This window comes from Afifella aestuarii (genome assembly GCF_004023665.1).
Taxonomy (GTDB): domain Bacteria; phylum Pseudomonadota; class Alphaproteobacteria; order Rhizobiales; family Afifellaceae; genus Afifella; species Afifella aestuarii.
The window spans coordinates 664661-685070 of record NZ_SAUF01000002.1 but is presented as its reverse complement, the minus strand read 5'-3'; the positions used below and the strand labels follow the sequence as shown (position 1 = coordinate 685070).

Genomic DNA, 20410 nt, shown 5'->3' with positions numbered 1-20410 from the left:
TGAAAGGGCAACCAGCGGTGCGAGGAGGGCGATGGCGCCCCCCTCGCTGATTACATGACGAGACCCTTCGTCAGCTCCAGCGCCTGACGCTCGAAGAGGCGGCGATAGATGCCGCCCTCGCGGCCGATGAGGGCGGCATGGTCGCCCTCCTCCACGATCTGCCCGCGGTCGAAGACGAGGATGCGATCGAGCGCACGCACCGTCGACAAACGATGGGCGATGACGAGCGTCGTGCGCCCGACCATCAGATGCTCCATCGCATCCTGGATCAGCACCTCGCTCTCGGAATCGAGCGCCGAGGTCGCCTCGTCCAGGATCAGGATCGGCGCGTCGACCAGGAAGGCGCGTGCCAGCGCCACCCTCTGGCGTTCGCCGCCCGACAGCTTGATGCCGCGCTCGCCCACCATGGTGCGGTAGCCCTCCGGCAGCCGTGAGATGAACTCGTCGGCATGGGCGAGCCGCGCCGCCTGCTCGATCTCCGCCTGCGACGCGCCGGGGCGCCCATAGGCGATGTTGTCGGCGAGCGAGCGGTGAAAGAGCACCGGCTCCTGCTGCACGATGGCGATCTTCCGGCGCAGCGAGGCCTGCCTCACGGCGGCAATGTCCTCGCCGTCGATCAGGATCTGGCCGCCGGTCACGTCGTAGAGCCGCTGGATCAGCTTGACGAAGGTCGTCTTGCCTGAACCGGAATGGCCGACGAGACCGACCCGCTCGCCCGCAGCAATCTTCACCGAGAAATCCCGGTAAAGCGGCGTCGTATGATTGCCGTAGTGGAAATCGACATGGTCGAAGACGATTTGGCCCGCGGCGATCTTCGCCTCCCCCGCGCCCGGCCGGTCCGCAATCGCGATCGGCACGCGGTTCAGCGCGACGAGCTCTTCGAGATCGTTGACGGACCGCTGCAGGTTGCGGATGTGCATGCCGATATCGCGCAGATGCCCCTGCACCACGAAGAACATGGTGAGGACGAAGGCGACATCGCCGGCGCTTGCCGCGCCCCGCTGCCACAGAACGAGTGCGACACCGAGAATGCCCGCCTGGATGACGACCATCATCAGCCCCTGCGCGCCCGCGCCGACCGTGCCACGCCGCCAGGTGCGCCGCGTGCGGTGCTGCCATTTCGCCAGGATGCGCGTGAGACCCGCCTCCTCGCGATCCTCGGCCCCGAACGCCTTGACGACGGCATTGCAGCTCACCGCATCGGCGAGCGCGCCGCCGAGCCGCGTGTCCCAGGCATTGGCGAGCGTCGCCGCGGGTGCGACCCAGCCCACCGACAGGGTGACGGTGACGGCGATATAGGCGAGCGCGCCCAGCCCGATGACGAGCCCCATCACCGGCCAGAAGGCGCCGAGAAGCGCGGTTGCGCCGACAAGCACCACGAAGGACGGCAGAAGCGCGATCAGGAGCGTATCGTTCAACAGATCGAGCGCCCACATGCCGCGCGTGATCTTGCGCACGGTCGAACCGGCGAAGGCATTGGCATGCCAGTCGGTCGAAAAGCGCTGGATGCGATGGAACGCGTCCTCGGCCACCTCTCGGATCATCTTCAAGGTCAGAGTGATGATCTGGAAGAAGACGAGCTGGCGGAGCCCGACCGCGGCAAGGCCGAGGCTGGTCACCGCGAGAAACGCCACGATCGCCGAATGCCTGGCGTCCGGATCGGCCGCGCCTGCGGCGATCGCATCAACGATGCGGCCGGCGAAAAGCGGCGTGAAGACTTCCGCCAAGGTGGCGAGGATCACCATACCGGCAATCAGCGCGACACGCCCCGGCTGCTCGCGCCAGCGCGCGAAGGCAAAGCCCAGAACCGCGGAGAACACATCGCCGCGAAGATTGAACTTCACCCGCCCGATGCCGGCCAACCCCACCCGCCCGTTGGCTGCGCGCCACACGGGCCGCGTGCGGCCGGCATGCCGAAGCGGAACGAAATTGCGGAAATGAAGGGCACGAAGCCCGCGCCTCAAAGCGCCTGCGGTGGACATGGAAAGCTCTCAAGAAAATCGGTGAACCGATCGTCCCGCTGCGGCGGGACCGGCATTAACCCCGGGGCTATCAGCCCCTTCAGGCGTCCGTCTGACGGACGCGATCCGTTACGAACGGACCGGGATCATGCTGAGATAGAGAGCGAATCTGGTCATAACGGCGCGGCTTATGCTCCTCTTCTGCCACTTTGACAAGCCGTCGACGGTGTTTCGGACAATTGCGGGCGAGCCGTGTGGCGCTGCGGCCACGCACGACGTCCGAAACCCTTGTTTGACGAGCTCTTGTGTTGCGGCTGCCGGCTGACGCAGTGTCTGCGCAGAGTGCACCCCGTTTCCACCCGCCGTCTCGTCACGCCGACCCTTGAGGAATTGCCCGCATGAGCCGACCCAACATCCTGATCTTCATGGTCGACCAGCTCAACGGGACGCTGTTTCCGGACGGGCCGACTGGCTTCCTGAAGACGCCGGCATTGAGCAAGCTCGCCGAGCGATCGCTGCGTTTTCAGAACTGCTATACGGCGAGCCCGCTGTGCGCGCCGGCGCGCGCCTCCTTCATGAGCGGGCAATTGCCGCGGCGCACCGGCGTCTACGACAACGCAGCCGAATTCGTCTCCTCGATCCCGACCTACGCCCATCATCTGCGCCGGTCCGGCTACCAGACGGCCCTCTCGGGAAAAATGCATTTCGTCGGACCAGACCAGCTGCACGGCTTCGAAGAGCGGCTGACGACCGACGTCTATCCGGCGGATTTCGGCTGGACACCGGATTATCGCAAACCCGGCGAGCGCATCGATTGGTGGTACCACAATCTCGGCTCCGTCACCGGCGCGGGCGTAGCAGAGATCACCAACCAGCTCGAATATGACGACGAGGTCGCCTACCACGCCAACCGCAAGCTCTACGATCTGGCGCGGGGGCATGTCTCAAAGCCCTGGTGCCTCACCGTTTCCTTCACCCATCCGCACGACCCCTATGTGGCGCGGCGGAAATACTGGGATCGCTATGCGGATTGCGAAGAGCTTTCGCCAAGAATCGGAGAGATCCCCTTCGGCGCGCAGGATGCGCATTCCAAACGCCTCCTGGAAGCCTGCGACTATCTCAACTTCGACATCAGCCACGAGGACATCCGCCGCTCGAGGCGCGCCTATTTCGCCAACATCTCCTATCTCGACGACAAGGTCGGCGAGATCCTCGACACGCTCGAGCGCTGTCGCATGGCGGAAAACACCATCATCCTCTTCCTCTCCGACCATGGCGACATGCTGGGCGAGCGCGGCCTGTGGTTCAAAATGAGCTTCTTCGAAGGCTCGGCCCGGGTCCCCTTGATGGTCGCGGCGCCCGGCCTCGCACCGGGCCTCATCGAGACGCCCGTCTCCACCCTCGATGTCGTGCCGACGCTCGCCGATCTTGCCGGCATCGATCTGTCGGAAATCATGCCCTGGACGGACGGGCGCAGCTTGTTGCCACTCGCATCGAGCGGAGCCCAGCATGGTCCGATCCTCATGGAATATGCAGCCGAGGGGTCGATCGCCCCGCTCGTCGCCATCCGCGAGGGCAAATGGAAGTTCGTCTTTTGCGAGGTCGACCCGCCGCTTCTCTTCAATCTTGAGAGCGACCCGGACGAGATGACGAACCTCGCGGACGATCCGGCCTGCCAGGACGAGATCGACCGCTTCATGGCGCTTGTGCGCGAGAAGTGGAACCTCAAGGCCTTTGACGCAGAGGTGCGCGAGAGCCAGGCGCGGCGCTGGGTGGTCTACGAGGCGCTCCGGAACGGCGCCTATTTCCCGTGGGATTATCAGCCGCTGCAGCGGGCCTCGGAGCGCTATATGCGCAACCATATGGATTTGAACATTCTGGAAGACGCGCAGCGCTTTCCGCGCGGCGAGTGAGCTGTTCCTCCCCATGCCATCGCGGATTCTCGTCAGTGCCTGTCTTCTGGGCGAAACCGTTCGTTATGACGGCGATACGCGCCCGCTTCACCATCCGGCGCTTGCCAGGTGGCGAGCCGAAGGCCGTGTCGTCGGCATCTGCCCCGAACTCATCGGCGGTTTTTCCGTACCGAGAAGGCCGGCCGAGATCGCAGACGGGCGGAGTGGCGACGACGTTCTTGCCGGATGCGGCCGGGTCGTCGACACTTCCGGAGCCGACGTGACGGACGGATTTCTCGCCGGCGCAAGGGCTGCGCTTCAGATCGCGCGCGCGCAAAACTGCTCCTTCGCGCTCCTCATCGACGGCAGCCCCTCCTGCGGCAGCCACCTCATCTACGACGGCAGCTTCGGCGGCCGAAAACACGCCGCCATGGGCGTGACGAGCGCATTGTTGCGGGCAAACGGTATCGAGGTCTTTGCCGATCACGAGATCGACGCACTCGCGGAGCGTCTCGGCTCGTCGTAGGCCCTCGGGACGGCGGCGCGTCTTGCAGCGATGCGTCCATCCGCATCAAGACGCGCCCTCCCTTCAGCAAACATCAAACGCCCAAGTGGACGGCCGCTGCCGGCGACGTGCCTGCAGATGTTCGACCGCTTCCGTCGTCTCCACGATACGCGCGCAGGTCTGCGCCGCCTTCTTGAGGCCGGCCTCGTGTTCGGATTTGGAGAAGTCGGCGAGCGCATCGGCCACCATGAACGGGCGGATATCGCGCATGAAGGCGTCCATCGCCGTCGAAAGACAGCCGATCGACGTATAGAGGCCGGTGATGATCACGTTGTCGCGGCCGAGCCGGCGAAGCATGACCTCGAAATCGTTGCCGTAGAAGGCCGAATAGCTGCGCTTCGTCACAGGGATCAGCGACAGGCCATCAAGATCGAGCGCGGGGTCGAGGGCGGGTGCATTCGTCATCCGCCCCGCGTTCTCGGCAGAGACGCCGTCAGCCGGTCCCCTTCCCCACATGTCGCGCATCAGGCCGCGCTCGCAATCAAGCCGGGCCGGCGGCACCTGCGAGACGAAGATCGGCATCGCACGCGCCGCACAGAGCCTGGCAAGCCGCGAGATCTGATCGGCGAGGTCGGTGCGTACCGTCTCGTCGAGAGCCTCGCAGTAATGCGGCTGCATGTCGTGGATTAGAAGCGCCGATCGCTCGGCACGGATCGTCCAATCGACCTTGTTGATCACATTCACGGGCCTTCCCCTTCGAAGGGCCGCCGTGACAGGGATTGGTGTCGCTTGAAATGACCTTTCCGCCCAGACACGGCGGCATGGTCACACAATGATTGCGCCCTGCCGCTTCCTAACGGAAGCGCCAGTAACCAAAAGTCTGTGGTCGGGCAGAGCAGATCATGACATGGCCTCTGCCATAAGCTCCGCGAAAGTGCAATGCGGCCGATCGCACTTGCTGCACCGAGAGGCAAATCGGACACAGCGCCTCCCGTGGCGTATGAGACAAGCCATCTGGACCTGTTCGCCTCTCACGGTATGCGCAGCCGCCCGAAGACGGCGCGCGCTGTTATCAGGCGTTTAGTTTTACCAATTGCAGTTCGAGCTGTAGGCGGCGTCCTGCGTGTAAGTCGTGTTGGGATCGGCACCCGGTCCCCAATCCACCGAAATATCGAAACTGCAAGCGCAGCTCGGCTGACCGCTACTCCCCTTCACCCAAGAAACGAATTTGTAGCGCCAGGAGGCGTCTTCGGATTTCTTGGCTTTGCCCTGATCGGTATTGTCCCACCAGCGGAAGAGACCATCCTCACGCTCGATCAGAACCTTCGCGTTGTCGGCCCAACGGTAATTGTCACCGCCAAACTTTGGATTCGTCGCCGTGCCGCCGCCGATCGGATAAGCGGGAAAGGCGTGCGTCGGGTCGTTATCGACATCGAAGGTCACGCCCGCGACGAGCGCGCCCGTCCCGCCGGTCGAGTTCGTCGGATTGATATGTGGATTCTGCTCGGTCTTCCCATCACCCGTGATCGTCAGCGCCAAGAGCTGCCCGGACGTGCATTGCGAGGAGGTGCCCGTCAGCGTCGCCGTAACGCCGAAACCGGTTTTCTGCTCGGGCTTGCTTGCGCCCCATTTCTTACTGTTGACCCCGACCGGGCATGCATATTCGTAAGTGCTCGTGCAAACGGTGCGCGTTCCGCCGGACCGTTTGGTGCATTCTTTAAAGTCACCGAAGTCGCGCGAACTGCAGATGATCTGCGTGCTGCCGGTTGCGCGGGCGACACTCATGCCGGTGCAGCCGCAGGCACCCCAGGCTTCGCTTGCGGCGAAAACCAGGCCGCATGCAAACAATGCTATCGATGCTGTGCGCATAATGGCCTCCCCAATTGTGCACGGGGAAAGCTTACGCTAACGGCATGCGAAGCACTACTAAAAGTTGTACGACCCTCGGCAACATCCGAGGCGATTGTCTCTGAAATGCGAGGTGAATCCCGAACGGACGAGATGCTCGTGGCTCGGGAAGCCTGGGCAAGACGGCCTGCCCGTCCGCGCGGACGAAGAGGGGCGAAAGGCGTGGGCGCGGCGAAGATGGCGCTCGGAGGCTGCGCCGGAGAGAGATAAAGTCCGGCAGGTCATGCGGCCCGCACCGTGCTGAGGAAGCGATCCATGACCGCCTTCAGCGTCTCCGATTGCTGTCCGAGCGTCGTTGCAGCACCTTCCACCTGACCAGCGACTGCCGTCGTGTCGGCGGCCGCCTCGTTGATGCCCTCGATGTTGTCGGCGACCGTCTTCGCGCCCATGGACGCCTGAGAGACGCTGCCGGCGATCTCGCGGGTCGCTTCCCCCTGCTCGTCGACCGACGTGGCGATGGCCGTCGCGATCTGGTTGATCTGCTCGATGACCTCGGTGATGCCGACGATCGCCGTGGCCGAGTCGGAGGTGGAATTCTGAATCTCCGAGATCTGAGCCGCGATCTCCGAAGTGGCCCGAGATGTCTGATCGGCGAGTTGCTTGACCTCCGCCGCCACGACGGCGAAGCCTTTGCCCGCCTCGCCCGCACGCGCCGCTTCGATGGTGGCGTTGAGGGCGAGAAGGTTGGTCTGCTCGGCGATGTCCTTGATGAGGTCGACCACCTGTCCGATGCGGCTTGCGGAAGCTGAAAGCTCGCGCACCTTGCCGGCCGTGCCATTCGCATCACCGACGGCCGCGTCTGCGATCCGGGCCGATTCGTCGACCTGGCGCTTGATCTCGGCAATCGAGGAGGCAAGCTCTTCGGCGGCGGAGGCCACCGTCTGGACATTGGAGGACGCATCGGCCGACGCGCCGGCCGCCGTCTGCGACTGCCGCGCGACCTTTTCGGTCGCCGAACTCATCGTCGCCGACGCGTCCTGCAACTGCCCGGTTGCCGCGACGACGCCGCGAACGACACCGCCCATCGCCTCTTCGAACTCGTCGGCCAGTGCGTGCATGGTGCGGCGACGTTCTTCTTCCTGCTTGATGCGGTTCTGTTCGTCTTCGGCCGCCTTCTGGCGCGCCTCTTCTTCAATACGCACGCGGATCTGATCGACGGCACGGGAGATGTCGCCGATCTCGTCGCGACGCTCAGCGCCCGCGATTTCATCCACTGCCTCGCCAGAGGCCAGGCGGCGAAGAGCACCCGTGAGCTGCGTGATCGGGCGGGATATGCCGGATGCGACGACGGCCATGGCAACGAGCGCAGCAAAAACCACGGCAAGGCCGACGAGCACCTGTGACATGAGATCGTCACGACCCCGTTCTGCGAGCGAATCGGCGAGTTTGTCGGCCTCGGCGAGAACGACCTGGCGCGGCACTGTGATCACGACGGACCAGACCTGGTCCGTACGACCAAGCTCCACAGGCGCGAAGACCTTGAGGGTGTCGCTCGCCTCGTCGGTCTTCACCGCCGCGCGCCCCTCTTTCAGGGTCTCCAAATCATCGGAAGCATTGGCAGCAATCGCCTCGTACGAGCCGCCGATCGCCTGAGGATCGTCACTCGCCGCAACGACGAGGCCGGCGCCAGAGACGATCGTGACAGCACCCTTCCCCTCGTACGTGTCGGCATTCACCTGCTCCGCCAATTCCTGGAGGAAGGCGAGATCGAAATCGGCACCGGCCACACCCGCAAATTTGCCGTCGACCATGATCGGAACCGACATGGTGGCGAGATAAACCGACTTGCCCTGAACGATGTAGGGAAGCGGGGCGAGAATGCTCTCCTTGCCCGTCTTCTGGGGGCCAAGGAACCAGCCGCCCTTCATGACGCCGTTCGGGTGCAGGGCCTCGCTGTCGTATTCGACCAGCGGCTGAAGCGCGATATTTCCGTCCGCATCGCGCGTCCAGTATGGCAGGACGCGTCCGGTGGCATCCGATCCCATGTCCTTGCGATCGCCGTACATCTCATCCCGGCCATCGAGTGCATTCGGCAACCAGGCGCTGTACGTGCCGTTGAAGCGAGGATTGTCCTTCAACACGCTCAGAAGAACCGCATTCACCTGATCGCGACGCTGATAGATCGGGGTTGCGGTCCCGCCACTGCTCGCCATCACCTCGAAGGTACGAGCCATGTTACGGGCGGCATCGAAGGCCGTTTCGACTTCCGCGCGGATCGTTCCGGCCTGAGCATTCGCCAGCCGCTGCAGCGACTGCTTGCTTGTCCGATCCAGGAGTTCATCCACGTTTTCATTGACGTAGCGCGACGTGTCGCGCGCGGCGTAAATCCCGAAGCCCAGAAGCACGGCCGTCAAAACGATGACGCATGCAGCGGATAACGCGGTGATTCTGAACTTGACGGAGTGGACGTTCACGAAAGGCTCCTGCCTGAGGTCTGGGCCATCGGCTAGGAAAAGAGGCTCGCGTGAAGCTTGCATCCGTTCTAATCGACAACCTTCGACGAAGGCCGGGCAGACAATCAGAGCTGACCTCTGGGGCGTTTCCGGCCTTTCAGACAGAGTGTCGCGGAGGAAAAGCACAGCCAGGTGCTCCGGCGAACCGGAAACCGGCTTCACAGGTGCAAGCTTCGATCGGCTCGGGAACACCGCCACGCGGAAGGCGGCACGACCCGTGTTCGTCGACGGCCGTCAGTTGAAGGCGATCAGCTCTTCGATCGACGCCGGTGCGCGCGGTGCTGGGGCACCGGGCGCCATCGTCGGGCCACCAGCAGGTGCAAACAGCGTCGACTGGCTCGGCACCGGCATACGCGGCGCCACGACAGGCCGCGCCGAGGCGACCATGATCGGACGATCGGGCCGCACCTCCGGAAGCGTCGGGGATTCTTCGCGCACGGGGCGAACAGGCTTGTTGAACTTTGCTGCCAGAATCACTTCCGACTGCGGACGGTTCGGGCGCCCCGGCAAAGCCTTGCGCTTCTCGTAGAAAGAATTGCCCCCCGCCAACACGACATAGTTCATGTTGGTGTAGGGAAAATTGTAGCCCGCGGTATGGAAAAAGCGCGCCTTGCCGACGCCGGAATGACGCGCGCCGCGCAGGACCTTCTTCGCCATCTTGGCAGCGAGCGGCTTTCCGCTGTCGGTCATGGGCTTCGACAGAACGCCCGGCGCGAACTGCTTCTTCTGACCGACGACGGCACAGACCGAATTCGGAAAATCCTTCGATTTCACCCGGTTCATCACGACGGTACCGACGGCCAGCATGCCGTCAGGGCTGGAGCGGTTGGATTCGAAATACATGACGCGCTGCATGCATTCGAAATCGCTCATGCGTTGCGGCGAGTGACCGCAGCCGGCCAGGGCCAGCACGGCGCCGAGGGACAGAAACGAGGAAATCAGGCGAAGACGACGAGATACAAACATTCGCGACCCGGTGGGCGGCGACGAGCCGCCTCAAGGGTCGCATTGTCCAGAAAGCGGTAAACAAAGCCTTAGGATCTCGATTTTTGCCCGGAAATTCGCAGCGTAAAAACGATAATGCCGCGGGCTCTCCCGCGGCATGGTCTCAGTCCAACACTCGCCACAAGGCCTCACTGCAACGAGGTAGCGAGATGTACATCGCTCGGATGCGTGAGAGGAACCGTCCGATCGGCCTTGATGCGCGTCGTGCCAGCTTCGCAGCCAGGCGTGATGTTGGGCCAGGTATCGTGGGCGCAGGCCGTGTCCAGAGCGCGAGCGACGCGCGTCTTCGGCGACAATTCGGCGACGGATGCCGCCGACGTCCGGTCAACGGCTGCCTCGCCCATGGTCGCCTCACCCATCGTAGAATAAGCGATCGTCATGAAAGCGGCGAGCCCAATGCAGGCTGCCGAAACAAACGCTTTCGAAACGAGCCTATCCTGCGACATGTACCTCTCTCCTCAGATGAATTTGGACCTCGGGGGGCGGCGATCTGCCCGATCGACAGGCGCAGCGCCGCATTCCTCAGCACAAGTCCGGAAAGAGGCAATTGGTTCCTTTTTGTGTTCGCTTTCGGGCCTTTAATCAGGCGATGGAACGCCGACGCCCGGCTTTCTGGGCGTCGGCCGGCCAGATGCGCTGGGTCGAGATTTCTTCATAGAGACCCTCCACATCCTCCGGGTAGCAGAGTGCCGTGCCTGGCGTCAGAGCGGTCGCCGCACCGGATGCGGTTGCCAGACGCAAGGCGTCATCCGGCGTTCTGCCCTGGGAAATGGCAAGCACCATCGCGGCCAGGAAGCTGTCCCCGGCGCCGGATGCGGAGCGCGTCTTCACCTCCGGAGGCCGACAGAAATGCGTCTCTTCGGGTGTCACGAGAAGAGCACCATGGCGCCCGAGCGTGACGGCGAGCATGCCGACCCCGTCGTGCTGAACATAATCGCGGGCGGCAACGGCCGCCGCCTTCGGTCCATGCAGATCCTGGCCGACGATGCTGCCGAGCTCCCCGATGCTTGGCTTGGCGAGAAGCACGTTGTTGCCGGCGAGCGTGCGACTGAGATGCAGGCCGGACGTGTCGAGCACGAATTTCGCGCCCTTCTTCGTCACCATCTCGGCGATGCGCGGGTAGAAATCCTCAGAGACGCCGGGCGCCAGGCTCCCGCTTGCAACGAAATAGTCGCATTCGGTCTCTTCGACCCGCTTGAAGCAGGCGTTCTGCTCCTCTTCCGACAGGGTCGGGCCCTCGGGCACGAAGCGATATTCCTGTCCGGTCGCGGTCTCGAAAACCACATGGGCCATGCGCGTCGCCCCGGCGATGGAGACCACGGACCGCTTGACGCCTTCGCGCTCCAAAAGCTCATCGAGAAGAGCACCCGTCGCGCCGCCGAGACAGACGATCGCTTCGACATCGCCGCCCAGGCGATGGACGACACGCGCCACATTGACACCGCCACCGCCCGGATCGATCCGTCCGCGGTGCGTGCGGATTTTGTGCACCGGGCGAACCAGCTCGGCTTCGCTCGTGTCATCGATGGTCGGGTTGACGGTTAGCGTAACGATTGAAGGCATGAATTCCCCAACATGAGAGCGCGCGATTCGGCGAGCCGCCTTATCACGCAACCTTGAAGCAGCTGTGTCGCCGCCATGCAAATTCGGCGCCAAGGAGGAGGCGGCGGAACCGGGAGTCCGAAAGAGGATGGCATCCGGCTCGCCTCGCTTTGCGCCGGACGATGCCGCATATTTGCCCACCGGCTCGTCTTGCCATCATCGGCCATCCAGATGAGAGCAGGCTGACAGGATATCGATCACCCGCCGAATGCAAACCTTTCTCTCCGTCCTTCTTCCTGACAGCCTCGGCATTCTTGCCGCTCTCCTGCTCATCGCAGCGAGCGTCGTCACCTCGGCTTTGACAGCAGCCCTCGGGCTCGGCGGCGGCATAGCCATGCTTGCTGCCCTCGGGCTTGCTCTGCCGGTGCCTGCACTTATCCCTGTTCACGGCGTTGTCCAGCTCGGCTCCAATGCCGGGCGGGCGTTGTTGCAAAGGCGGCACGCCGAATGGCGCCTGATCTGGCCGTTCCTGGTGGGCAGCGTCATCGGCGCGACTCTCGGCGCGCGTTTCGTCGTCGCCCTGCCGGAAGCCCTTTTGAAGACGGGGCTTGGGCTTTTCATCCTGGTGATGATCTGGACGAAGCTGCCGGCGATGAAGCTCGGGGCGCAGCGGCTGCTGTTCGGCTTCGTCGGGCTCTTCTCGACGTTCCTCACCATGTTCTTCGGCGCGACGGGCCCCTTCGTCGCCGCCTTCGTCGGTCCGGCTCTTTCAAACCGCATGCAGGTGATCGGCACGCATGCCGTGATGATGACCGCCCAGCACCTCTTCAAGGTGGTGGCGTTCGTCGCCGTCGGCTTCGCCTTTGCCGAATGGCTGCCGTTCCTCGTCGCCATGGTGGTCGCGGGCTTCATCGGCACGGCGCTCGGCACGCGCATCCTCAAGGGGCTCAAGGAGGAGAACTTCCGCCTGGGCTTTCGCCTGGTCGTTTCGCTTCTGGCGCTCGATCTTCTGCGCCGCGGCGTCGTGCTCCTCCTCGCCTGAAGGCGGCCTTATTCGGCCGCCTCGGCCTCTGCCTCGCTCGCAGGCGGCGTCCAGCGCAGCACTGGCTTGCGGGCCGCACCGGTCTCGTCGAGCCGGCGGCGCGGTGCGAAGCGCGGCGCGTCGACGAAGCGGGCCGTATCCCCCGCCTTCGCGGACATCACGAGATCGCGCAAAGTCGCCGTGAAGACATCGAGCGACGCGCGGCTTTCCGATTCCGTCGGCTCGATCAGCATCGCGCCTTTGACGACCAGCGGGAAATACATGGTCATAGGATGGAAGCCCTCGTCGATCATCGCCTTGGCGAAATCGAGCGTCGTGACCTCCGTCTCCTCCAGGAAGCTCTCATCAAAGAGAACTTCGTGCATGGAGGGATGATCCGGGAAAGGCAGCGACATCAGATCCTGCAGGCGGGCACGCACGTAATTGGCGTTCAGCACCGCGTCCTCGGCCACCTGCCGCATGCCGTCGGCGCCGTGCGACAGCATCCAGGCGAACGCTCGCACGAACATACCCATCTGGCCGTGGAAGGCGGTCATGCGCCCGAACGGCTTCTCTTCGCAGTCTTCCGCCGTCTCGATGAGACGATAGCCTTCCTCGGTCTTCGCAATCAGCGGCAGCGGCGCGAAGGGCGCAAGCGCCTCCGACAAAACCGTGGGGCCGGCGCCGGGGCCACCACCGCCATGCGGGGTGGAGAAGGTCTTGTGGAGATTGATATGCATGGCGTCGACGCCGAGATCGCCCGGCCGCACCTTGCCCAAAATCGCATTCAGATTGGCGCCGTCGCAGTAGAAATAGCCCCCCGCCTCGTGGATCGCTTCGGCGATCGCCACGATCTGCGGCTCGAACAGCCCGCAGGTGTTGGGGTTGGTCAGCATCAAGGCAGCGACATCGCCTTCATGCTTGGCGCAGATCTCGCGCACCATCTCGGCAGCCACGGTGCCGTCCTCGCCGGCCGGCACGGTGACGACCTTGAAGCCGAGGAGCGCGGCCGTCGCCGGATTGGTACCGTGCGCGGAGGCCGGCACCAGGACCGTGCGACGATCCTCGCCGCGGGCGGCAAGCGCTGCCTTCACCGACATCATGCCGCAAAGCTCGCCATGGGCGCCCGCTTTCGGGCTCATGGCGACGGAGGCCATTCCGGTCAATGTGCAGAGATAGCGGCCGCATTCGTGGATGAGTTCGAGCGCTCCCTGCACGGTGTCGACGGGCTGCAGCGGATGAAGGTCGGCAAAGCCCGGCAGCCGCGCCATCTGCTCGTTGAGGCGCGGATTGTGCTTCATCGTGCACGAGCCGAGGGGGTAGATCCCCATGTCGATGGCGTAATTCTTCTGCGACAGGCGCACGTAATGGCGCATCGCTTCCGGCTCCGAGAGGGCCGGCAGATCGAGCGCCGCCTGCCGCTCCTGGCCACCGAGACGCGGCGTAAAGGCCGCGGGCTCTTCGATATCGACGCCTGAGACGCCGTCGCGGCCGAGCTCGAACAAGAGCGGCTCGGAAATATCGAGCGCCTTGTTGCCGGAAAAGGTCGGCCGCTTCGGCTTCAGAGTGGCGAGGCTCGGGGCAAGATGTTCGTCATTCACCATGAAGGTGTCTCCAAAATCGCGCGCGGCGATGAAAAACAACGGCTGAGCGGGCAGCGCATGGGGTTCAAAGCGCCGCCTCGATGGCCGAGGCGTAGGCGGCGATATCGTCGTCCGTGGCTGTCTCGGTCGCGGCGACGACGATGAGATCGTCGAGACCGCAATCGGGTTCCAGCCGCGACACGGGCAGGCCCGCGACGATGCCGGCATCGGCGAGCTTTTCCACGAGAGCGGCCGCATCGCCCGGCACGCGGATGGTAAACTCGTTGAAGAAGCTGTCGTTGACGACCTCGACGCCCGAAATCGCGCCGAGCGCATCGGCGAGACGGCAGGCGCGCTCATGGTTGCGAAGAGCGAGCTTCTTCAAGCCATCGCCGCCGAGCAGCGTCATATGCGCCGTGAAGGCGAGCGCACAGAGGCCGGAATTGGTGCAGATGTTGGAGGTCGCCTTGTCGCGGCGGATATGCTGCTCACGGGTGTTGAGCGTCAGAACATAACCGCGCTTGCCTTCCCGGTCGCGGGTCTCGCCGCAAAGTCGGCCCGGCATCTGGCGGATGTATTTCTGCTTCGTCGCGAAGAGACCGACATAAGGCCCTCCGAAGGAGAGCGCATTGCCGATCGACTGGCCCTCTCCGACGACGATATCGGCGCCCTGCGCGCCCGGCGGCTCGATCAGACCGAGAGACACGACCTCGGTAAAGACGGCGACGAGAAGCACGCCCTTTTCCCGGCAGCGCGCAGCAAGCGGCTTCAGGTCGATGAGCTGACCGTAGAAAGACGGCGACTGGACGACGACGCAGGCAACGTCTTCGCTGATCTCGGCAAGGAGATCCTCTCCACCCTTCGGGTCAGGCGGCAGCGAGATGCATTCGTCGTCTTCCATATTGGCGAGCGTCTCGACGACCTCGCGATATTGCGGATGCAAACCGCCGGAAAGAACCGCCTTGGAGCGCTTCGTCACGCGGCAGGCCATCAGCACGGCCTCGGCCGTCGCCGTGGAGCCGTCATACATGGAGGCGTTGGCGACCTCGGTGCCGGTCAATTCGGCAACCTGGGTCTGGAATTCGAACAGGGTCTGCAGCGTGCCCTGGCTGATCTCCGGCTGATAGGGCGTGTAGGAGGTCAGATATTCCGAGCGCTGGATGATGTGATCGACGCTCGCCGGCACGTGATGATGGTAGGCGCCTGCGCCCAGGAAAAACGGTCCGTCGCCGGCCGCACGATTTTTGGCGGCGAGCCGGCGCATCAGCCGGGCGACTTCCATCTCGCTCTTGTGTCGCGGCAGATCGACCGCCTCTTTCAGAAGCTTGTCGGCCGGAACGTCGCGAAACAATTCGTCGATGGTTTCGACGCCGATCACGCGCAGCATATCGGCGCGGTCCTGATCGGTATGGGGGAGATAGCGCATATGGAACCCGAAACTTAGTGGCGGGGAGAGCCAGAGAGCCCGCCCCTAAGGGGGCGGGGCGAGGCGTGAAAGCGCGGCGTCAAGGACGCATCACTCGCGGAAATCGACAACGATTTCCGACTTCAGAGAATTGCCGATGAAGCAGAGCTCGTGTGCCTGCTCGTGCACTTTTTCGAGCATTGCGTGATCCGGCTGATCGCCATCGAAGGTCACCTTCGGACGCAGGATGATCTTCGTCAGCCCCTTCTTGCGCGGCTCGAAAACGCCGAGGATGCCTTCGGCCTTGTCCTCGTAGGCGACAGGCGTGAAGCCGTGCTTGCGGATCAAGTCGATGAAGAAGAGCATGTGGCAGCTCGACAGAGAGGCGACGAGCCCCTCTTCTGGATCCACGGCATCTTCCTTGATCACGGCCGCCGGCAACACGGCAGGTCCCGGCGAGGCCGGAACGACGAGGCCCGCATCGAGATGCCATTCATGAACGCGGCTATGCTTGTTGGCGCGCACCGCTTCGGCGTCGCCCTTCCATTCGATCGTTGCGTAGTAGCTGCTCATAATTCCTCGCAGAAAGCCTTGTAGGCGGCCTCGTCCATGAGACCGTCGAGTTCGCTTTTGTCGGAGAGCTTGACGCGGAAGAACCAGCCATCACCCTCCGGCGCCTCATTGACCGTCTGCGGCGCGTCCTCCAATGCGGCATTGGAGTCCGTCACCTCGCCGGAAACCGGCGCATAGACCTCGCTCGCGGCCTTCACCGATTCCACGACCGCCACCTCGTCACCCTTGGCGATCGCCTTGCCCTTCTCAGGAAGCTCCACGAAAACGACGTCTCCCAATTGCTCGGCGGCAAAGGGAGTGATGCCGATTGTGGCCGTGTCGCCATCCAGGCGCACCCATTCGTGCTCCTTGCTGTAACGGGTCGTCATTGTTTGGCTCCTGATTTCGGGCGGTGGTAGCAGTGCGGGACAAAGGGAAGAGGCGCGACCTCGGCGGGCTCCGCGCCACGCCGGCCGGCGAGATGCAATTCGGTGCCGGGATCGGCATAGGCGCGGTCGACATAACCCATCGCGACAGGGCCCCCGACGGTCGGACCGAAGCCTCCCGAGGTCACTTCGCCGATGACGGAATCGCTTGCACCCAGGATCTGAGCGCCTTCGCGCACCGGGGCGCGACCGGAAGGCTTCAGGCCCACGAGACGGCGCGAGGGACCATCGGAAAGTTCGGCCAGGATGCGGCCGGCACCCGGAAAGTCGCCACGCTCGCGGCGCGCCTTGGCGATGGCAAAGCGCAGCCCCGCCTCGACCGGAGACGTGGTTTCGTCGATATCATGACCGTAGAGCGGCAGCCCGGCCTCGAGCCGGAGCGAATCGCGCGCGCCAAGACCAATGGGCTTCACTTCTTCATGCGCGAGAAGCACTCTCGCTAAAGCCTCGGCTTCATCCGCGGAGACAGAAATCTCAAACCCGTCCTCGCCGGTATAACCGGAGCGCGAGAGATGCACTTTTGCGGAATGGCCATCACCGAGCCGGATTTCGGCACGCGCGGCCTGCATGAAGGTGAGATCCGCCACCTCGGGACAGAGGCCACTCAGGACCTCTGCGGCGGCAGGCCCCTGAAGGGCCAGAAGCGCGCGATCTTCGACCGCCTCGAGCGTGACCCCGTCCGGCAGACGCTCGCGCACATAATCGTCGTCGATCTCCTTGCGCGCGGCATTGAAGACCATGAAGAGACGGCCCTCGTCCTCCTCGCCGGCAAGGCGCGCGACCATGAAATCGTCGACGATGCCGCCGTTGTCGAGAAGAAGAAACGTGTAGCGCTGCCGGCCGGGTTTCAGCCCCTGGAAGTCGCCGGGCGCCAGACGCTCCAGCGCTTTGGCGACCGTCTCGTGATCCGGAGCCGAGAGAATTCGCTGGCCCATATGGGAGACATCGAAGAGCCCCGCACGGTCGCGCGTCCAATGGTGCTCGCCGATGATGCCATCATACTGAACCGGCATGGCATAGCCGGCGAAAGGCACCATACGCCCGCCCAGCTCCTGATGGAGCTCGAACAAAGGGGTGCGCTTCAAATCACTGATATCAGTCGCCACACGACCTCCCGCAACAGATTTCGAACGCAGTCGGACCTTCGACCCTTCCACGCCCCCTCTGTCGCAGGACCTGAGAGATTCCCGGCCTGAGGCCATACGCCTCCGCCGGTTACTCCGTCGGTGAGCCGCCGACTCTCGCTACAAATAGAGAGCCGGTGCTGCTTTCCAGAGTGTCGCTCGCCGTCACGGTCCCGTGGCCTGAGAGTTTCCGGGGCGGTTGCTCCTTCGGCGTTTCAAAACAGGCTTCAAACCTGCAATGAAACTCTCCCGAGCGGCGTATCGTCAGGGCAGGCCGCGACTGGACCTGCCCCGCTTATCATCGGCATCGCTGCGACGGAGTCAACGCACAACGCGCGTCGAACCCGTTTGTCAGCACCCTTTTGCCGCCACACGCAACAAAATGCGCTTGGCTCAGCGCTTGGAGTCCTCGTCGAAGCCGACATAGATGATGTAATCGCGGTCGTTGCCGGGCGACGGCACGGTCACCTCGTAAACCTGTGAAAACACGCTCGAAAGCTCCGGTCCAATGGTGACGGAGACCTTCTTCAGCTCGGAGGTGAGCACCGCCTCGTCGTGTTTCACGACCACGATGCGAATCGGCAGATCGACCGTCGCCTGCCCACCCTGCGGGCCCGCGAGAACCCGCCCGGACACACCGATCCTGAGGGTCAGATTGCCGGACGCATCGTAAAGGCATTCGCGCGCGGTCTCTCCGAGACTGCCCTGCCAGACGAGGTTTTCGTCGCTTTCTTCGGCACCCCGCTTGTAGCGCCGCAGGGTCTGCGTATCGGCCTTAATGCGCAGATCCGGACAATAGCTCGGCCCGAGATAGCGGCGGATGTCGATCTCGTTGGAGCCTTTCTGGGCGGTACCGGGCTCGACAGGCACGGTTTCCTCGGCTCCGCCACCGAAGCCCAGCCCGCCGAGACAGCCGGCAAGCAGGAACGACAGGGAGAGTGCGGCAAGGAGCGAGACGGCAGGGATCGGAAAGGAGGGACGCACGGCAAACCTATGAATTGGCTCAAGAGCGGCCGGCTCTATAGCAGTCCCCGCGTCAGAAATTAAGGCTTCAGGAAACGTTAACCCTGTTTGTCAACCCGACATTCACCCTGTTCTGCGAGCGTAGTTAACGACCGGAAGGGGAGAGTTTTGTCGATGCGTACTGCTTCCAAGCGGCCAGGTGCCGGCTTCGCAAGCGTTCTGCCGAGCCTGCCGCAGGACGTGATTTTGAAGGGCGATTGCATCCCGATGATGGAAAAATTGCCGGCCAAAAGCGTCGATCTCATCTTCGCCGATCCGCCTTACAACCTGCAGCTCCAGGGCGACCTGCATCGCCCGGACCAATCGCGGGTCGATGCGGTCGACGATGCCTGGGACCAGTTTTCCGATTTCGCCGCCTATGATGCGTTCACGCGTGCCTGGCTTTTGTCGGCGCGCCGCGTTCTGAAACCCGATGGCGGGCTGTGGGTGATCGGCTCCTATCACAATATCTTCCGCCTCGGCACGATCCTGCAGGATCTGGGCTTCTGGATCCTGAACGACATCGTCTGGCGCAAGACCAACCCGATGCCGAATTTCCGCGGCCGGCGTTTCGCCAATGCGCATGAGACGCTGATCTGGGCGGCGCCCTCGCCGAAGGCCAAGCGCTACACCTTCAATTACGACGCGCTCAAAGCCTTCAACGACGACCTGCAGATGCGGTCCGACTGGACCTTGCCGATCTGCACCGGCGAGGAGCGGCTCAAGGACGAGACCGGGCGCAAGGTGCACCCGACACAGAAGCCGGAATCGCTTCTCTACCGCGTTCTCCTGTCCACGACGAAGCCGGGCGAGACGGTTCTCGATCCCTTCTTTGGAACGGGGACGACGGGTGCGGTCGCCAAAAAGCTCGGCCGCCATTTCATCGGCATTGAGCGCGAACAATCCTATATCGATGCTGCGGAAGCTCGCATCGAGGCGGTGCGTCCCTCAGATGCTCCGGCGCTCAGCGTCGTCCAGGGCAAACGCGCCCAGCCGCGCATTCCCTTCGGCACGCTGCTTGAAGCCGGTCTCGTGAAGCCGGGCGAGCGCCTTTACGATCCGAAGGGCCGCTTGAGCGCGCTCGTGCGGGCCGACGCGTCGCTCATCTACGAAAAAGACGGCCGGCGCCACGAAGGCTCGATCCACCGCGTCGGCGCCGCGGTTCAGGGCCTCGAAGCCTGCAATGGCTGGGTCTTCTGGCACATGCGCACCAAAGAGGGGCTGAAGCCCATCGATTGCCTGCGCGATACGGTTCGCGGCGCTCTGGCTGCCTGAGCGATCTCAGGCCCTTGCAAGCCGCTGCTTCGCGCGATCGAGCTTCACGCCCTCTGAAGTGAGATCGGCGCGAAGCTTATCCGCGCCGGTGAAATGCAGCGCTCGCCAGCCGGCCTGGCGTGCGCCTTCGACGTTCGGCTCGCTGTCGTCGATGAAGAGGGTCGCGGCCGGATCGAGATCGAAAGCCGCCGCGTGGTGGCGATAGATCGCCAGGTCCGGCTTCACCAGGCCGAGCTCGCCCGACACCGTCACGCCGCGGGTTGCGTTCAGAAACGGAAAACGGCTTCGGGCCTCCACGAACGTGTCCGGGGCGAAATTCGTCAAGAGCGTGACGTCGTAGCCGGCCGCCAGAGTATCCTGAAGCACGGCGACGCTGTCCTCATAAGCGTAAGGCACCATCATCGACCAGCGCTGGCGAAACGCTCGGATCAGCTCCGCCTTGTCAGGATGGCGGGCGATCGCTTCCGCCTCCGCGTCGGCCCAGGACCGGCCGCGATCCTGTTCCAGGTTCCAGGCATTGGAGCACACCTCCTCCAGGAAGGCGCGGCGCTCGGCCTCGGCGGGAATGAGCTCTTGATAGGCAAGGTGCGGATCGTAATGCAGAAGCACCTTACCGATGTCGAAGACGATGTGACGGATCGGTTGCATGGCTTCCCCCATAGCCGGCGCATGATCGCAAATCCATGACGCGGAGTTCGATGCGGCGAATACGCGAGACGCGGCCGGCAGGTGCGCC

The 20410-nt window shown here is 63.8% G+C and carries 18 protein-coding genes and 1 riboswitch; of the genes, 4 read left to right on the top strand and 14 right to left on the bottom strand.

All coding sequences use genetic code 11. The features are described from left to right. Positions 1–50: 50 nt before the first annotated feature. The gene (locus EO094_RS11585) at positions 51–1853 is read right to left on the bottom strand and encodes an ABC transporter ATP-binding protein (RefSeq protein WP_246008525.1); all 1803 of its coding nucleotides are present in this window, start codon (positions 1851–1853) and stop codon (positions 51–53) included. A gap of 506 nt (positions 1854–2359) precedes the next feature. Here EO094_RS11585 and betC point away from each other — a divergent pair. Further along, positions 2360–3874, top strand: a complete 1515-nt coding sequence (gene betC / locus EO094_RS11580) for a choline-sulfatase (protein WP_128292449.1) — start codon at positions 2360–2362, stop codon at positions 3872–3874. Positions 3875–3887: 13 nt separating this feature from the next. After that, positions 3888–4379 (top strand): 2-thiouracil desulfurase family protein, encoded by a 492-nt coding sequence (locus EO094_RS11575; RefSeq protein ID WP_128292448.1) that lies wholly within the window; start codon positions 3888–3890, stop codon positions 4377–4379. A 63-nt stretch (positions 4380–4442) separates the two neighbouring features. On the opposite strand, the gene EO094_RS11570 is transcribed toward EO094_RS11575, so the two are convergent. The 6 genes from EO094_RS11570 to EO094_RS11545 all read right to left on the bottom strand — a co-directional run bounded on the left by EO094_RS11570 (position 4443) and on the right by EO094_RS11545 (position 11287). Continuing rightward, a complete protein-coding gene (locus EO094_RS11570) occupies positions 4443–5102 on the bottom strand; it encodes an isochorismatase family protein (protein WP_128292447.1) in 660 nt (219 codons plus the stop codon). 342 nt (positions 5103–5444) lie between these two features. Beyond that, entirely contained in the window at positions 5445–6227 is a 783-nt protein-coding gene (locus EO094_RS11565; RefSeq protein WP_128292446.1) for a hypothetical protein, read from the bottom strand. 260 nt (positions 6228–6487) lie between these two features. Then, on the bottom strand, positions 6488–8680 hold the full coding sequence (locus EO094_RS11560) for a methyl-accepting chemotaxis protein (protein WP_128292445.1): 2193 nt from the start codon (positions 8678–8680) through the stop codon (positions 6488–6490). A gap of 273 nt (positions 8681–8953) precedes the next feature. Next, complete coding sequence (locus EO094_RS18935) at positions 8954–9592, bottom strand: cell wall hydrolase (protein ID WP_128292444.1); 639 nt, start codon at positions 9590–9592, stop codon at positions 8954–8956. 260 nt (positions 9593–9852) lie between these two features. Then, on the bottom strand, positions 9853–10170 hold the full coding sequence (locus tag EO094_RS11550) for a hypothetical protein (protein WP_128292443.1): 318 nt from the start codon (positions 10168–10170) through the stop codon (positions 9853–9855). A gap of 136 nt (positions 10171–10306) precedes the next feature. Then, entirely contained in the window at positions 10307–11287 is a 981-nt protein-coding gene (locus tag EO094_RS11545) for a 1-phosphofructokinase family hexose kinase (RefSeq protein WP_128292442.1), read from the bottom strand. A 247-nt stretch (positions 11288–11534) separates the two neighbouring features. Here EO094_RS11545 and EO094_RS11540 point away from each other — a divergent pair, with 247 nt between their 5' ends. After that, positions 11535–12308 (top strand): sulfite exporter TauE/SafE family protein, encoded by a 774-nt coding sequence (locus tag EO094_RS11540; RefSeq protein WP_128292441.1) that lies wholly within the window; start codon positions 11535–11537, stop codon positions 12306–12308. A gap of 8 nt (positions 12309–12316) precedes the next feature. Here EO094_RS11540 and gcvPB read toward each other — a convergent pair whose 3' ends face one another. From gcvPB to EO094_RS11510, 6 genes are all read right to left on the bottom strand, one after another. Further along, positions 12317–13891, bottom strand: a complete 1575-nt coding sequence (gcvPB, locus tag EO094_RS11535) for an aminomethyl-transferring glycine dehydrogenase subunit GcvPB (protein WP_128292440.1) — start codon at positions 13889–13891, stop codon at positions 12317–12319. Positions 13892–13955: 64 nt separating this feature from the next. Continuing rightward, complete coding sequence (gcvPA, locus tag EO094_RS11530; protein WP_128292439.1) at positions 13956–15296, bottom strand: aminomethyl-transferring glycine dehydrogenase subunit GcvPA; 1341 nt, start codon at positions 15294–15296, stop codon at positions 13956–13958. 90 nt (positions 15297–15386) lie between these two features. Beyond that, positions 15387–15848 (bottom strand): OsmC family protein, encoded by a 462-nt coding sequence (locus tag EO094_RS11525; RefSeq protein WP_092809223.1) that lies wholly within the window; start codon positions 15846–15848, stop codon positions 15387–15389. Next, positions 15845–16216 (bottom strand): glycine cleavage system protein GcvH, encoded by a 372-nt coding sequence (gene gcvH, locus EO094_RS11520; RefSeq protein ID WP_128292438.1) that lies wholly within the window; start codon positions 16214–16216, stop codon positions 15845–15847. Before gcvH ends, EO094_RS11525 begins: the two co-directional genes overlap by 4 nt. Continuing rightward, the gene (gene gcvT, locus EO094_RS11515; RefSeq protein WP_246008478.1) at positions 16213–17379 is read right to left on the bottom strand and encodes a glycine cleavage system aminomethyltransferase GcvT; all 1167 of its coding nucleotides are present in this window, start codon (positions 17377–17379) and stop codon (positions 16213–16215) included. The genes gcvH and gcvT overlap by 4 nt, the downstream gene beginning before the upstream one ends. A gap of 176 nt (positions 17380–17555) precedes the next feature. Then, positions 17556–17659, bottom strand: a riboswitch (glycine riboswitch). A gap of 131 nt (positions 17660–17790) precedes the next feature. Further along, positions 17791–18381, bottom strand: a complete 591-nt coding sequence (locus EO094_RS11510) for a hypothetical protein (RefSeq protein WP_128292436.1) — start codon at positions 18379–18381, stop codon at positions 17791–17793. 153 nt (positions 18382–18534) lie between these two features. On the opposite strand from EO094_RS11510, the gene EO094_RS11505 reads away from it, so the two are divergent. After that, positions 18535–19674 (top strand): site-specific DNA-methyltransferase, encoded by a 1140-nt coding sequence (locus EO094_RS11505; protein ID WP_128292435.1) that lies wholly within the window; start codon positions 18535–18537, stop codon positions 19672–19674. Between the two features lie 6 nt (positions 19675–19680). Here the strand turns inward: EO094_RS11505 and EO094_RS11500 are convergent, their stop codons facing one another. Beyond that, complete coding sequence (locus EO094_RS11500) at positions 19681–20322, bottom strand: HAD family hydrolase (RefSeq protein ID WP_128292434.1); 642 nt, start codon at positions 20320–20322, stop codon at positions 19681–19683. Between the last annotated feature and the right edge of the window lie 88 nt (positions 20323–20410).

Excerpts from the sequence above, each read along its gene's own strand:
- betC (WP_128292449.1), top strand. The coding sequence starts at position 2,360 with ATGAGCCGACCCAACATCCTGATCTTCATGGTCGACCAGCTCAACGGG.
- EO094_RS11575 (WP_128292448.1), top strand. The coding sequence starts at position 3,888 with ATGCCATCGCGGATTCTCGTCAGTGCCTGTCTTCTGGGCGAAACCGTT.
- EO094_RS11565 (WP_128292446.1), bottom strand. The coding sequence starts at position 6,227 with ATGCGCACAGCATCGATAGCATTGTTTGCATGCGGCCTGGTTTTCGCC.
- EO094_RS18935 (WP_128292444.1), bottom strand. The coding sequence starts at position 9,592 with ATGAGCGATTTCGAATGCATGCAGCGCGTCATGTATTTCGAATCCAAC.
- EO094_RS11550 (WP_128292443.1), bottom strand. The coding sequence starts at position 10,170 with ATGTCGCAGGATAGGCTCGTTTCGAAAGCGTTTGTTTCGGCAGCCTGC.
- EO094_RS11545 (WP_128292442.1), bottom strand. The coding sequence starts at position 11,287 with ATGCCTTCAATCGTTACGCTAACCGTCAACCCGACCATCGATGACACG.
- EO094_RS11540 (WP_128292441.1), top strand. The coding sequence starts at position 11,535 with ATGCAAACCTTTCTCTCCGTCCTTCTTCCTGACAGCCTCGGCATTCTT.
- gcvPB (WP_128292440.1), bottom strand. The coding sequence starts at position 13,891 with ATGGTGAATGACGAACATCTTGCCCCGAGCCTCGCCACTCTGAAGCCG.
- gcvPA (WP_128292439.1), bottom strand. The coding sequence starts at position 15,296 with ATGCGCTATCTCCCCCATACCGATCAGGACCGCGCCGATATGCTGCGC.
- EO094_RS11525 (WP_092809223.1), bottom strand. The coding sequence starts at position 15,848 with ATGAGCAGCTACTACGCAACGATCGAATGGAAGGGCGACGCCGAAGCG.
- gcvH (WP_128292438.1), bottom strand. The coding sequence starts at position 16,216 with ATGACGACCCGTTACAGCAAGGAGCACGAATGGGTGCGCCTGGATGGC.
- EO094_RS11505 (WP_128292435.1), top strand. The coding sequence starts at position 18,535 with ATGCGTACTGCTTCCAAGCGGCCAGGTGCCGGCTTCGCAAGCGTTCTG.
- EO094_RS11500 (WP_128292434.1), bottom strand. The coding sequence starts at position 20,322 with ATGCAACCGATCCGTCACATCGTCTTCGACATCGGTAAGGTGCTTCTG.